General features: G+C 60.2%; 12 protein-coding genes and 1 pseudogene. 3 read left to right on the top strand and 10 right to left on the bottom strand.

Annotated elements, in window-relative coordinates; translation table 11 throughout:
- Position 1: 1 nt before the first annotated feature.
- Positions 2–2,350, top strand: coding sequence for a polysaccharide biosynthesis tyrosine autokinase (locus tag BN1800_RS13415; protein ID WP_086998175.1), 2,349 nt, complete (start codon positions 2–4; stop codon positions 2,348–2,350).
- On the opposite strand, the gene BN1800_RS13410 is transcribed toward BN1800_RS13415, so the two are convergent.
- Positions 2,351–3,088: a metallophosphoesterase family protein gene (locus tag BN1800_RS13410; RefSeq protein ID WP_086998428.1), complete on the bottom strand. Its 738-nt coding sequence runs from the start codon at positions 3,086–3,088 to the stop codon at positions 2,351–2,353. It lies immediately after the preceding gene.
- Between the two features lie 225 nt (positions 3,089–3,313).
- Here BN1800_RS13410 and BN1800_RS13405 point away from each other — a divergent pair, with 225 nt between their 5' ends.
- A complete protein-coding gene (locus BN1800_RS13405) occupies positions 3,314–4,390 on the top strand; it encodes an acyl-CoA dehydrogenase family protein (protein ID WP_086998172.1) in 1,077 nt (358 codons plus the stop codon).
- Positions 4,391–4,394: 4 nt separating this feature from the next.
- Here the strand turns inward: BN1800_RS13405 and BN1800_RS13400 are convergent, their stop codons facing one another.
- The 8 genes from BN1800_RS13400 to BN1800_RS13365 form a co-directional block, all read right to left on the bottom strand.
- The gene (locus BN1800_RS13400; protein WP_027510089.1) at positions 4,395–4,862 is read right to left on the bottom strand and encodes an RrF2 family transcriptional regulator; all 468 of its coding nucleotides are present in this window, start codon (positions 4,860–4,862) and stop codon (positions 4,395–4,397) included.
- Positions 4,863–5,128: 266 nt separating this feature from the next.
- Positions 5,129–6,160 carry an L-idonate 5-dehydrogenase gene (locus tag BN1800_RS13395; RefSeq protein WP_086998170.1) on the bottom strand — a complete coding sequence of 344 codons (1,032 nt, stop codon included), beginning with the start codon at positions 6,158–6,160 and terminating at the stop codon, positions 5,129–5,131.
- Positions 6,161–6,174: 14 nt separating this feature from the next.
- Positions 6,175–7,581: a TRAP transporter large permease gene (locus BN1800_RS13390; RefSeq protein WP_086998167.1), complete on the bottom strand. Its 1,407-nt coding sequence runs from the start codon at positions 7,579–7,581 to the stop codon at positions 6,175–6,177.
- Positions 7,582–7,585: 4 nt separating this feature from the next.
- Complete coding sequence (locus BN1800_RS13385) at positions 7,586–8,158, bottom strand: TRAP transporter small permease (protein WP_027510086.1); 573 nt, start codon at positions 8,156–8,158, stop codon at positions 7,586–7,588.
- A gap of 62 nt (positions 8,159–8,220) precedes the next feature.
- Positions 8,221–9,195, bottom strand: coding sequence for a sialic acid TRAP transporter substrate-binding protein SiaP (locus tag BN1800_RS13380; RefSeq protein WP_086998164.1), 975 nt, complete (start codon positions 9,193–9,195; stop codon positions 8,221–8,223).
- Positions 9,196–9,218: 23 nt separating this feature from the next.
- Positions 9,219–9,965, bottom strand: coding sequence for a FadR/GntR family transcriptional regulator (locus BN1800_RS13375; protein WP_086998161.1), 747 nt, complete (start codon positions 9,963–9,965; stop codon positions 9,219–9,221).
- A gap of 112 nt (positions 9,966–10,077) precedes the next feature.
- The gene (locus tag BN1800_RS13370) at positions 10,078–11,154 is read right to left on the bottom strand and encodes an Ldh family oxidoreductase (RefSeq protein WP_086998158.1); all 1,077 of its coding nucleotides are present in this window, start codon (positions 11,152–11,154) and stop codon (positions 10,078–10,080) included.
- A gap of 14 nt (positions 11,155–11,168) precedes the next feature.
- A complete protein-coding gene (locus BN1800_RS13365) occupies positions 11,169–11,600 on the bottom strand; it encodes a winged helix-turn-helix transcriptional regulator (RefSeq protein WP_027510082.1) in 432 nt (143 codons plus the stop codon).
- A 138-nt stretch (positions 11,601–11,738) separates the two neighbouring features.
- Between BN1800_RS13365 and BN1800_RS13360 the strand changes: the two genes are divergently transcribed.
- Positions 11,739–13,136: an MFS transporter gene (locus BN1800_RS13360; protein WP_086998155.1), complete on the top strand. Its 1,398-nt coding sequence runs from the start codon at positions 11,739–11,741 to the stop codon at positions 13,134–13,136.
- 310 nt (positions 13,137–13,446) lie between these two features.
- Here the strand turns inward: BN1800_RS13360 and BN1800_RS13355 are convergent.
- A pseudogene (locus tag BN1800_RS13355) lies at positions 13,447–13,654 on the bottom strand (response regulator); the annotation flags it as partial.
- Positions 13,655–13,840 lie beyond the last annotated feature (186 nt).

The raw sequence follows: 13,840 nt of genomic DNA, 5'->3' as shown, positions 1-13,840 counted from the left end.
CATGAACCAACGAAACCTGACCCTGCACAGCACCGTACCGAAAGCGTCCGACGATTCCGACAGCTTCATCGATATCGATCGGCTGATTGCGATCCTGTTTCGCCGCGCTGGTTCGATCGCGCTTTGCGTCGTCGCGTTCGTGGCGCTTGCTGCCATCTATCTGATCCTTGCGACATCCGTCTACACGTCGATGACGCAGATCCTGCTCGATGACAGCATGACCAAATACGCCGAGGATGAGGCGCCTGCCGCCAGCGCCCAGCAGGTGGATATGCAGATCGCGAGCGCCGTCGAGATCCTGAAGTCGAACGAGTTGGCACTGAGCGTCGTTGACGCCCAGAACCTCTCGGAGAACGACACCATCCTGAACCCCGGCATGTCGCCGGCCGAGCTCGTGAAGTCCGGCGTGAAGCTCGTTGCGAGCGCCCTGACACCGGGCGGCCCGCCTGTCACCGAGGGGGATGCACGTAACGGCCGCCGGCAGAAGGCCGCGGCCATGCTGCAGCAGGCGCTGGCTGTGGAACGCGTTTCCCGCAGTTCTGTGATCGCCGTCTCCTTCCGCTCGACCGACCAGATGCTGGCGGCAAGGGTCACAAAGGCCTATGCCGACGCCTATCTGAACGACCAGCTCAACGCGAATTTCGACGCAACCGAACGCGCCTCCGTCTGGCTGCAGGAACGTCTTGCCGATCTCCGCGACCGCTCGCAACAGGCGGCACTCGAAGTCGCAAAATTCAAGACGGAAAACGGCCTGACGTCGGCGAATGGCGAACTGATGTCCGAGCAGCAGCTTGCCGACCTCAACAAGCAACTCATCGTCGCGCAGGCTGACGCGGCCAGCGCCTCGGCCCGTTACAATCAGTTCAAATCGATTGTCGACCAAGGTCCGGAAGGTGCGGTCAACAACGCCGCGATTTCCTCCGGCCAGACCGACAATTCGGTGATCCAAGACCTCCGTACACGTTACATCGGGGTCACCCGCCGCGAGCAGGAAATCGCCACCAATTTCGGTGCCGATCACCCGCAGGCGGTGCAGCTCCGCACGGAAAAGGAAGACCTGACGCGTCAGATATTCCAAGAGCTCCAGCAGCTTACCTCCAGCTACCGCAACGAGTTCGAGGTCGCCAAATCTCGCGAGGAGTCGCTGCGGGAAAATATCCGGCACCTGACCGGAAAGAACTCTGAGTCCGACAAGTCGATCGTCAAGCTCAACGATCTCGAACAGCGGGCGACCGCGCTGAAGACGCTCTATGAAGCCTATCTCGGCCGTTACGAGGAGGCTGCGCAGCAGCAATCCTTCCCGATCGCCAAGGCGCGCGTGATTTCCGAAGCCGGTATCCCCACGGCGCCGTCGAGCCCCAAGAAGACGATGACGCTCGGTCTGGCGATCGTCCTCGGCCTGATGGCGGGCGGCGCGCTGACGGCATTCCAGGAATTCCGCGAACGCTTCTTCCGCGTCGAGGGCGACGTTCGCTCTATCCTGGGTCTGAAGTTCCTCGGCTATCTGCCGCTGGTCGGCAAATTGCCGAAGGAACGCAAGGTCTTCCAGCCGCGCAAGACCCCGCTACCACAGACCGCGGAAGCGCCGGATGACGGCGCAAGCTTCGAGCGCATCATGCGCATTGTCCTCGAAGCGCCGCGCTCGGTCTTTGCCGAAACGCTTCGCAACGCCAAGCTTGCAAGCGACGTCATGTTCCAGGGCAAGAGCGACCGCGTCATCGGCGTCGTCTCCGCCCTTCCCGGCGAAGGCAAGTCGACGACCGCCGCAAACTTCGCAGCGCTGCTCGCCTCAAGCGGCAAGCGCACGCTGCTGATCGACGCCGACCTTCGCAACCCGGGCCTGACGCGCATGTTGAAGACCCCGCCGCAGCAGGGTCTCGTCGAGGCGGTACTTGGCGAAGTGCCGTGGGCAAGTGCCGTCAGGGTCGACAGCCGCACCAAGCTCGCGATCCTGCCGGTCGTTTCGAACGACAACCTGATGCACACCAGCGAGCTTCTTTCCTCGCAGGGCATGTTCAACCTGATGGAAAATGCCCGCAAGATGTTCGACTACATCGTCGTCGACCTTGCACCGCTCGGCCCGGTCATCGACGCGAAGGCCTTCGCCCCACAGGTGGACGGCTTCCTGTTTGTGACGGAATGGGGCCAGACGCCGACCAACATGGTCCGCGACATCGTGAATGCCGAACCACAGATAAAGCAGAAGATTCTCGGCGTCATCCTCAACAAAACGGATATGTCGGAACTCGGCAAGTTCAGCAATTTCGGCGGGACGGAACGCTACCACCACAAATATGTCAGCTACTACACGGACGAGATTCCGGCAAAGCGGCAGTCGGCCGAGGCCTGATCATGTGGAGAAGAGGTGAACTTGGCCTCGCCACAGGCGAGCGACGCTCAGCCGCCCGCTCTTGAAGGCCCGCGTGTCGAGATTAAGCCGCCTCGGCTGGACCTCCGGCTCGTTGCATGGCGTATGGCCGTGAACGATAAGCTTCGGCAGCGGGATGCCGCTGTCGAGGAACCGCTCGCGGATAAAGACGAGATCCTCGTCGCTCTGCCTCTCGATCGTAGAACTTGGATCGATCCCGGCGTGGACGAACAGAACATCCGGCGTGTCGACAAGGATTGGCAGCGTCCGCATGAAATCGATGTGCTGGCGCGGCAGCGATTGGCGAATGAAGCCGTCAAGTTTGGCCGCCGTCGGGAAGATCAGCGGCAGATGCTCTGCATCGAGACCGTAGGAGCGCAGCAGCGAATCGGCGCCCATGCGTATCCATTCGGAAAACGAAATCTTCCCGTCGATATAGTCGAGCATCATGATTTCGTGGTTGCCGGTCAGGCAAATGCGGTCGAAATTCTCCGGCGGCGACCCCATCAGATGCGAGATCACCTGCGCTGACGACGGGCCACGGTCGATATAGTCACCAAGCATGATGATGAGCTTGCGCCCTGGCAGGCGTGCTGCATCCTTCACGATCGTATGTTCGGCCATCTGCAGCAGGTCATGACGCCCGTGGATGTCGCCTATGGCATAGATCGGCCTGTCGCGGGGATCGAGCTCAAGGCGTTGCCGGGCAGGCGATAGCATCATGGGAACCTCTTGGTCGGCTGCAAACGGATGAGCCATAATCAATCCTGCGCCTGACTGAAAGTCGCGCCGTTGAGAATTGCCGGGTTTGTGGGATAGTCAGGCATCGCCATCTTTATCAAGCTGGCAAGAAAATTCAAACCATACTGATTTTGTAGAAAAACCGACCTTATCATCCCGGTTTTGATCCATCACTTCTATCATCTTCGAACAAGAGTACGACAGATGGGAACCGTATCGCAATTTCACGACCGAACGCGGCCGGTCGCACAGCGCATCGGAAGCGAGGAAGAGGCAATCAATACGGCGCGCAGCCTTGCCGCCGTGTTCCAGCGGCAGTCGAGCGAGCGCGACATCAATCGCATACTGCCCTATCAAGAAATCGACGCGCTTTCACAATCCGGCCTTGGCGCGATCACGGTCCCACCCGAATATGAAGGGCTGGACGTCACCAATTCGCTGCTCGCCGAAATCGTTGCGATTATCGCTGAAGGCGATCCCTCGATCGGCGAATTTCTCGAAGTTCATTTTACGGTGCTCGATGGATTGCGGCAGCAGGCCGGCGAGGAGTTGCAGCGCGCCCTCTTTGCGCGGGTGCTCGCCGGCGATCGCTTTGCCGCAACCGTATTCCCCGATACTGCCGCAGTCAGTTCCCGCGGTCTCGGGTATCGACTAAATGGTCGCAGCACGTCTTCGCCCGCGGTGCTCTTCGCCGATTGGATTGCGGTCGGAGATGATCAGAGCACGCTTTACCTCCCCTGCGACAGCGAAGGCCTTCAGTTTGTCGATGATTGGGACGGCCTTGGGCAGCGCACCAACGGCACAGCCGCCATCGTGGCCAGCGACGTGCATGTCAACGCGGACGCGGTCGCGCCTGCCGCGACTGCGCCGTCGGCGATCGGCGAATTGCAGCATGCGGCCGTCGATCTTGGGATCGCGCGCGCGGTTCTTTCCGCGGATGCCGGCGCGGCACAGGCAAGCGACATCGGCAAGCTTGCGATCGCCATGGAGACGGTTGCGGCGCTTTTGGAAAGGGCCGGCCGGAAGCTCGACATCGCGCAGATCAATATTGGCGGCCGGGCGGTCGAAGATGCCTATTTCTCCGCCACCGCCGCGCGTGCTGCCGCAAGCGAACTGGCGATAAATGCCTCGACCCTGGCTTTCGAACTGGCAGGAAAAAACGCTGCAAGCGTCGGCCTCAATCTCGACCGGCATTGGCGAAACGCCCGCATCCGCGCGCTGGGAACATCCGCCGATGTTCTTCATCAGCGCGCCGCCCATCATTTGCGAAAGGATCGGTAGAGCATCAGCCCGCGGCGGAAACCGGCGACGTTTCATCGACTCCATCGCCAAGGTTGTCGCCCTTCGCGACGAATTGATCGAGCGTCATGTTGTCGAGGATATCGGCGATCGCGTCTCGCACCTCGGTCATCGAGCGGCGCACATGACAGGTTTCCGGGTTAGAACAGTCATCGCAGGCTTCATAAGCTGTGCGGCTTGCGCAGCGAATGGGGGCCAGCGGGCCGTCGAGCGTGCGGATGACGTGACCGATGCGGATTTCCGACGCCGGCCGTGACAGCGAATAGCCGCCGCCCGGCCCCTTCTTGGAGCGCAGGATACCGACATTGCGGAGTTCCAGAAGGATCGTATCGAGAAACTTTTTCGGGATATTGTTGCGCGCGGCGACATCGTTGATGAAGGCGGTTTCGCCCGGCGCAAGACGCGCCAGATCAACCAGTGCCTTCAATCCATATTTTCCCTTTTTGGTCAGCATGTTCGATCGCCCCGCAGAACCCGCGCAGTGCCTTCTTCTATCCATACAGATAGCGTCGAAAACGTGAGCGCACAGTAAATAGCTATTATTTATATAGGTTAAGTTCGAGTTTCTGGCTCTCCCTAAAAATCAGGGCTCGCATTTGCGACGTGCCAACCTTCAAGGACAACAACAAATCCTTCAAAGTCATCGAGGGCAACTCCTTCGTGGTCAACTACCTTGCGCGTCATCGCGTGCAAGGAAATTGGCGATCTCGTTTTTGCTCCCTAGAAAACCAGCTGCACCTTGCACGCAGCCGAGCGGTCACCGGCCTGCTCGAAAGCCTCAAGGGCACGATCGAGCGGAAAGCTGTGGCTGATGATCGGGCGAACGTCGATCTGCCGGCCGGCGATCAATGCCACGGCATCCGCGAATTCCGGATGAAAGCGCTGCGAACCGTGAATATGCAGCTCCTTGCCGACAAGAGCGTTCAACGGAATGGCGATGTCCCCGGTCACGCCCACCTGCACGATGGCGCCGCGCGGCTTGACCGACGCGATGGCAAAGCGGATTGCGGGTGCTGCGGCGGAACACTCGAAAGCGAGGTCGAAATAGCCCTTGCCGGCTTCGTATGCCGCCAGCGCGTCCTGATCTTTCGCATTGATCGTCTTGCCGGTACCCATGGCGCCTGCGCGCTGCAGTGCTGCATCAGCGAGGTCGGTGACGACGATTTCCGCAGCCCCATGATGTCTTGCGGCGGCAACGACGAGGCATCCGATCGGCCCGGCGCCGGTGACCAGCACCTTCTTTCCGGCGATATCGCCCGCGCGTGAAGCCGCATGCAGGCAGACGGCGAGCGGTTCGGCACAGGCTGCTTCGGCGGCACTGACCTCCCCGGAAACGGCAACGCATTGCACTGCCGATACGACCAGCCACTGGCGAAACATGCCTTGCTCATGCGGGAGCCGCATGGCGCTGCCCATGAAACGCATGTTGAGGCAGTGGATCGGCTGCCCGCACTCGCAATATTCGCACGATCCGCACGGCTGGCTCGGATTGACGGCGACGAGGGTGCCAGGAGGCAAGGCCACGCCAGCGCCCGCCTTCTCGACGAAGCCGGATGCTTCGTGGCCGGGAATGATCGGCTCGCGCACACGCACCGGCCCAAAGCCGCCATCCTGGTAGTAGTGCAGGTCGGAGCCGCAGATCCCCGCAACCGCCATGCGCAAGAGCACTTCGCCTTCCCCGGGTTCCGGCACCGAGCCTGCCTCGACCCTCAGGTCCCGTGGTCCGTAAAGCCGGGCAAAACGCGTCTGCATGCGTACCTCCGTGATTACTTCAACAACCCGAGCTGCTGCGGCAGCCAGAGCGAAACCGACGGAATAAAGGTGATCAGGATCAGCGCGATGAACAACGGAACGAGCCAAGGCAGGATCGCCATGGTCGTGCGCTCGACGGAGAGCTTTGCCACCCGCGACAGGACGAACAATACCATTCCGAGTGGCGGATGCAGCAGGCCGATCATCAAATTGAGCGTCATGATGAGGCCGAACTGCACGGGATCGATCTGGAACTGCATCACGATCGGCAACAGGATCGGCACGAGGATGGTGATCGCAGCGATCGTATCCAGGAAGCAACCGACGAAAAGCATCAGCAGATTGACGAGGATCAGGAACACCCACTTGTTGTCGGTGATCGAAAGGATCGCCGTCGATAAGAGCTGTGCTGCCTGGCTGACCGTCAGCAGCCAGGCAAAAACCGAGGCCGCCGTGACGATGAAAAGGACCGAGGCCGTGGTCTCGATCGTATCGAAGCTCGCCTTGGCGAGCGTTGCGAACGTCATCGTGCGGTAGCGCACCAGCCCCAGGAAAAGCGACCAGAGCACCGCCGCGACCGCCGCCTCCGTCGGCGTGAACCAGCCCATCGTCATCCCGCCGATGAGAATGACCGGCGTCATCAGCGCCATGACGGCGGAAAAACTGAAATACCAGTCCAGCGCCAGAAGCGCTGCAAGCGCAATGCCGGCCGACACGTTCATCGACAAGCCGGCAAGCATCATGAGATAGATCGCGACGGGAACGAGCAGCACCACGACGATTTCCAGCGACGCCGACAGCAGTTGCTTCACATCGAAGGGCGCGTCTGAACCCCAGCTCCGCGCATAGGCGAAGCCGGCCACCGTCACCATCATCAGAATGGTCATGACGATTCCGGGCAGGATGCCGGCCATAAACAGCGCGCCGATCGATACATTCGCCATCATGCCGTAGATGACGAAGGGCAGAGACGGCGGAAAGATCGGGCCGAGCGTCGCCGAGGCCGCGGTGACGCCGACGGCAGCTTCGACCGGATAGCCATGGTCCTTCATCGCCTTGATCTCGATCGTACCGATGCCGGCGGCATCCGCAAGCGCGGTTCCCGACATGCCAGAGAAGATGACCGAGCCGATGATGTTGACCTGCGCGAGCCCTCCCTTCATCCAGCCGACGAGGGCAACCGCAAACGAATAGATGCGGCCTGTTACGCCAGCCGAATTCATTAGGTTGCCGGCAAGAATGAAGAAGGGAACGGCAAGCAGCGGAAAGCTCTCGACGCCGGCGATCATGCGCTGGGCGACGATGATGTCGGGCGCGACGCCATAAAGGACGATATAGAGCACCGAGGCGGACGCCATCGAGATGGCGACCGGCACGCCGATGACCATCAGCAAGAGAAAGGAGCCGACGAGCAGGAGCATTTGATCAATCCTCGATTTTCTGGAATTCCTCAGGCCGTTCCAGAACGGAATAGCCGCGGCGCATATTGGCCACGGAGACCATGATGGCGCGCAGCAGCATCAGGACGAATCCGGCAAAGACGCTATAGAAAACGATGTTGCGGGGCAGCGCGATCGTCACCATCTCCTCGCCGGCGACGATCTGTACATAGCGCCACATCAGATAGCAGGCGTAGGCAAAGAAGCCGATGCGCACGACATCGACGAAGGTGGCAAGAACCCTCGCCAGACGCGCAGGCATATAGTGGTAGAACACATCCACCTGGATATGGCGCGAGGTGCGCACGCACATGATCGAACCGAGGAAGACGACGCCGATCAGGCAGTTGATGGCGATCTCTTCCGTCCAGGCATAGCTGTCGTTCAAGACATAACGTGTGAAGAACTGCAGGAAGACGCAGCCGGTCATCAGCCAGAAGACGATCAGGGTGATCCAGTCCTCCGGGGCATAGTCCGAAGCTTTAGCGGTTGGAGCAGCGCCTTCGAAGGTGTGGGCAATCTCGTCGGGGGTGATCTGGGTATGGACTTCTTGCGACATGAGCGACATCCGTTTTTGCCGGAAGGGAGAATGCGGCGCTCGATGGCGCCGCATTGTCACGATTATTGGATAGCGCGGATGGCTTCCCAGTCGGACTTCTCGTAGCCGAAGTCCTCGAAGGCCACCTTCTCGGCAACCGTCTTCTCGAAGTCGCTCTTGTCGACTTCTGTTACGTTGATGCCCTTTTCCTTGAAGGTGGCAATGAGCTTGTTCTCACGCCCTTCAATCGTCTTCGTCGTGCGCTCTGCAGCTTCCTGCATCACATCTCCGAAGATTTTCTTGTCCTCGTCGGAAAGGCTCGACCACAGGGTTTTGGAAACCACGGTGTTCAGGTGATCGACGATATGGCCGGTTAGGATGATGTTCTTCTGAACTTCGTAGAACTTCTTCGCCTCGATCGTCGTCAGCGGGTTTTCCTGTGCCTCGACCGTGCCGTTCTGAAGCGCCAGATAGACCTCGGCAAAGGCGATCGGCGTCGTGTTGGCGCCGCAGGCCCGCGGCATCGCGAGATAGGCCGGAACGTCCGGAACACGAATCTTGAGACCCTGCATGTCGGCGCACTTCGCGATCGGCTTGTTCGAGGTCGTCTGGCGCGTGCCGTAATAGCTGACGGCAGCGATGTGGTTGCCGGTCTTATCCTCGTAGCCCTGCGCAAGGCGCTTGAAAACATCGCTCTTGGTGTAGGCGATCAGATGTTCTGGACCGCGGAAGATATAGGGAAAGTAGGTGACGCCGATCGGCTTATAGTCGCGGGCGGCAAAGCTCGACCCGGAAATGATGACATCGACGGTGCCAAGCTTCAACCCCTGGTTGATGTCCGCTTCCTTGCCAAGCTGTGAAGCGGGATAGACCTCGATCTTGTAGCGCCCACCGGTGCGCTTGTTGATCTCCTCGGATGCCCAGACCGAATCCGTGTGGAAGGGCTCGGACGTTTCGTAGACATGGGCCCATTTCAGGACCGTCTGTGCGTGCGCTGCAACCGTCGTCGCCATGATGGCGGCTGCCGTGCAAACTATCGTAGCCAGTCTGATCTTCATCGCTCTTTCCTCCCGAGCTTGCGTTAGATCTTTGCTTTCCTCTGGGCCGCGCGGCCTTCGTCTTCTCCGAAAAACTCCTCCCCGAAGCTTTCGGAAAATCTCTTCTGCGATCTGTCGAGATGCGTCCGCATCGCCTGTTTGGCGGCCACGGGATCGTTGGCTGCGATCGCATTCCTGATGGCGCGATGCTCCTCCATCGCCCACGTCCAGGAATCCGGTCCCTCGAAATGGCTCGCCAGCTTCTCGAAATACGGCGTCATGCGCTGATCGTAGATTTCGCCGGTGAAGCGAATGAGCACCGCATTTTCGACGATCCCGGCGATTGCCGTATGGAAGGCTCGGTCGACGGCGAGCGCCGCGTTGGTGTCGCTGACAACGCTTGCCATCTGCTGCAGATTCTCGTCGAGCACGGCAATGTGGCTGGGCGTCGCACGCTGTGCAGCCTCTTCGGCGATCGCGCATTCGATGATGGCGCGGGCCTGCAGCAGCTCGAAAGGCCCTTCGAATGGTTCGCGCTCCGGCTGAGCGGGTTGAATGGTGTGCTTCCGGGCGACATATATTCCCGAGCCCATGCGGATATGCACGAGCCCTTCTACTTCCAGCACTATCAAAGCTTCGCGAATGGTCGGGCGCGAGACCGCCAACTTTTCGGCGAGTTCGCGCTCGGGCGGAAGGCGCTGGCCAACAGCCAGTTCGCCAGTCGCGATCATCGAACGAATTTGGTCCGCCACCTGCCTGTAAAGGCGGCGCGATTCAACAGCTGAAAACATATGCCTCCCTGCGCGTTTCTCCTCAAACGCAAAATTGGCCAAGTGGCCTGACCAATTCATCCCTTGGTAACATTGATCTTCCTATGCGTCAATCCGCCGCAAGAAACAGGCCCTACGGGCCGAACGGGGGTTTCAGATCGTAACGCGCGGCAAGCGCCGCAAAGCATTCCGCTGTCGCGGGGTCGAGTTCGACACCATTCCTCTCGCGGTCCTCAGCAACGTTCCATTCGCGGTCGCCCGGCGCCATGACATGCAGGTCATCGCGGGCCGGTGAATTTCGCAACGTCTCCAGATAGCGCGTCATGGCAGCGTCGAACCGGTGTCTATCCAGGAAAGCATCAGGCTTCATCGCGAGCACGAACGCGCCGAGTCCCCGCGGCGTCGAGAAATCCGGGCCGGGCATTGGCGCGATGTCGAAGCTCAATTTCATGCCGGTCAGGATAGCGCTGAGGATTTCAGAAATTCCCGCCAACCCCGCACCTTTGAACCCGAATTCACCGCCAAGCGGCGCCAGCATGTCGGCTTGTTCCGGGTTGGTGGTATCGTGGCCGCGGCTATCCGAAGCCGTACCGGCAGGCAGGCTCTTGCCAAGGCTCCTGTAAAGCTGAACGCGGTTATAGGGCACCGCGCTGGTGGCCATGTCGAAGAGCCAGGGATTGTCGTTGACGACAGGCACGGCGCAGGCGATCGGATTGGTGCCGTGAAAGCGCATCGCACCGTCATGCAAGCGGACGAAACTGTCGGAATTGCAAAAGGCAAAGCCGATGAAGCCCCGCCGGGTCGCCTCGAGCGCATAGGCACCGGCAGGCCCGAAATGCGAGGAGTTGCGGATGGCCACGGCCCCGATGCCGTAACGGTCCGCAAATTCGATCGCATGATCCATCGCCACGAAAGTAGCGAGCCCTCCATGGCCATTATCGGCGTCGAGCACACCGACCGCTCCGAATGCCGAAGCCAGCGCCACCTTCGGCTGCCGGTTGATGCGGCCTTCGGTCAAGCCCCTGACATAGTGCGGCAACAGCCGGACGCCATGGCTGTCGATGCCGAGCCGCGTTCCATGCATCATCCCCCGCGTCGCTCCATCGCTGGTAGCCTTGTCAGTACCCGCTGCAATGAAGACGGCGCGGCAGAAGCGATCTATGGAAGCAAGCGTCGCTCTTACAGGCGAAGTCGGACGTTCAGTCGGCATCGGCAAATTACCTTTCACCAGCGCTCGCTGGCTGCCTTAGTGTCATAACGGGCGCGGGCCGCCAGAATTTCAGCCTGGTTCGATTCCGTCCACCCCACCAGCGCCTGGATGGTTTCGTGCAGAGTACAGCCGAGGGGCGACAGGGCGTATTCCACGCGCGGCGGCACGACGGGATAGACCGTCCGCTCGATAATTCCGTCGCGTTCCAGGTTGCGCAAGGTGGTCGTCAGCATGCGCTGGCTGATGCCTTCGATGCTGTTGCGCAATTCGGTGAAGCGCAGAGTGCGCTTTTCCAGCAGCGCGATCACCAGCAGCGACCATTTGTCGGCGATGCGATCGAGGATTTGCCGTACCTCGCAGCCTTCGCGCGCGTCCCACTGCAGGACCTCGTAATCCGCCTCGGTGCTGCAAGGGTTACTCGGTGAGTTTAAAGTGCCTTCTTTCATAGCGCCGGATCATGGCCTTATTGTTTGATAGTTACAAGAGGGAACTGGCTGACGAAAAGTCACTGTTCCTCCATCGTCAACCAAGGATCATGCTTTATGTCAACAACCTTTTCATCCCCTGAAACAGGCGCTGCACCTATGACGCCCCGTGCCGCAGCCACGCTGATCGTCCTCTGCGGGGCAATCTTTCTTGAGGGCATCGATGTCGCCATGCTGAATATCGCGCTTCCGGCAATCCGGTCCGATCTTAATTTGACGACAACCACGCTGAGCGGCGTGGTGAGCGCTTATGTGCTCGGTTACGCCGGTTTCATGCTGCTCGGCGGCCGCGCTGCGGACATCTTCGGCAAGCGCCGGGTCTTCCTTTCCGCACTTGCGGTCTTCATTGCATTTTCGGGCCTCGGCGGCCTTGCCACGGAAGGCTGGATGCTCCTTCTCGCTCGCTTTGTCACCGGCGCCGCCTCGGCATTCATGACACCGGCCGGCTTGGCGCTTGTCACGACGAGTTTTCCGGAAGGCCCTCAGCGCAACCGCGCAGTGACCATTTACGCATCCACGGCCTCCGCCGGTTTCTCGTTTGGGCTTGTCTTGGGCGGTTTTCTTTCCGCGATCGACTGGCGCTGGGTGTTCTTTGCGCCGGTCATCCTCGCGCTCCTCACCTTTGCGGCCGCGATCAGGCTCATCGCCGACACGCAGTCTGCAACCGCCAAGGAGCGCTTCGACATCCCTGGCGCTGTCGCGCTAACGGCGGCGATGCTGCTTGCAGTCCATGGCGTGACCCGCCTCGAACATCCGGACCAGAACTGGGCATGGACGCTCGGCGTGTTCGGAGCGAGTGCGGCGTTGTGGCTTGCCTTCGTCCTCGTCGAGCGCCGGTCCGCTTCCCCGCTCGTGCGTTTCGGAATATTCCGCTCCGGATCCCTCGTCCGGTCGAACCTCGGAGCACTGCTGTTCGCCGGATCATTCTTCGGCTTCCAGTTTATCGCGACACTCTATCTCCAGGAACTGCTTGGCTGGACACCCATGCAGACCAGCATTGCGATGCTGGTGATCGGCATCGACGCGGTCGTCGCTCCCATCCTGACGCCCAGGCTTGTCGATCGCTTCGGAAACGAACGCGTCATCTTCGGAGGCTTCGTTCTTGCCGCCATCTCCTATGCATTACTGTTGCGGATGGAACTCGACTGGACATATGCCGCGATCTTCCCAAGCATGCTGCTGCTCGGACTGGCCTTCTCGATCGCCTACAGCCCGCTGACAATCACCGCCACCGACGGCATTCGTGAAGACGAACAGGGGCTGGCCGGCGGGCTGGTCAATACCGCCTTCCAGTTCGGCGCAGCCCTCGGCCTTTCGGGTGCAAGTGCCATCGGCGCCTATGCTCTTGGCGATTCCACATCTGCTGAAGCGCGGCTGGTATCGCTTCAGACGGCGCTCATCGTCCCGGTCGCAGCCGCCGTGGCCGGCGCGCTGATCACTGCCACGGGCATTAGGCGCCGCTGCGGTGTGCCCTGCGATCAGGCCATGCCATCCTGAACGCAAGAGACGGCCGTGGCTCCAGTCGCGGCCATCAATCGCATCGAACGTCCACCGAAAGCAGATGATCCTCCGAGCCAAAGCCAACATCGCTTTGGTCGAAGCAAAATCTCTTTGGAAGGATCCGGATCGCGTATCGGCCATTGCAGATGCCGGGGAAGTCCAGCCGGTATTCCCGGCGCTCCATCGAACTCGACGGCTCCGTAAATCGCGCGTGTCCGGAATAGGAGGCGTTCTGCAGGTGTCTATCGATGTCAGCGCGATGAGCTCATCAGAGCGCAGGAGCTTTCTCCCTCATAGGCAACTACCAACCTGCCCGCCTCAACGTCGGAATGAACGTCAATCCTTCACCATCAGGTAGACGCCGGTCCAGGAGGATCGCATCGTAAACATTTTGGCGCGTTAATTCGATTGCGTCAGCGAGATGCATTGTATCGTCTGTGACGATGCCGTGTTTGCTCAGCGCCACCGACAGCGCATCGGCCAGTTCTCTCCTCCTCGATTAACAGAAGCCTCAATACGTCGCCTCGCCCTCGCGTCCCTCCCTTGTCTGCCGCGAAGGTTGCAACAGCATTACTGGGACGGAAGGATGTTCAGGCAATGTTGCTGCAATTGTGATGCCTAGAAAACAAAAACGGATTTCGTCGCCGACGATGGCAGACGCCAACGCCTCGAAAAGCAGCGAAGCTGCTTAAGTGTCTTTG

The organism is Rhizobium sullae, assembly GCF_900169785.1.
GTDB classification, from domain to species: domain Bacteria; phylum Pseudomonadota; class Alphaproteobacteria; order Rhizobiales; family Rhizobiaceae; genus Rhizobium; species Rhizobium sullae.
The sequence above is the reverse complement of the archived record's forward strand: the minus strand, read 5'-3'. Positions and strand labels throughout refer to the sequence as shown.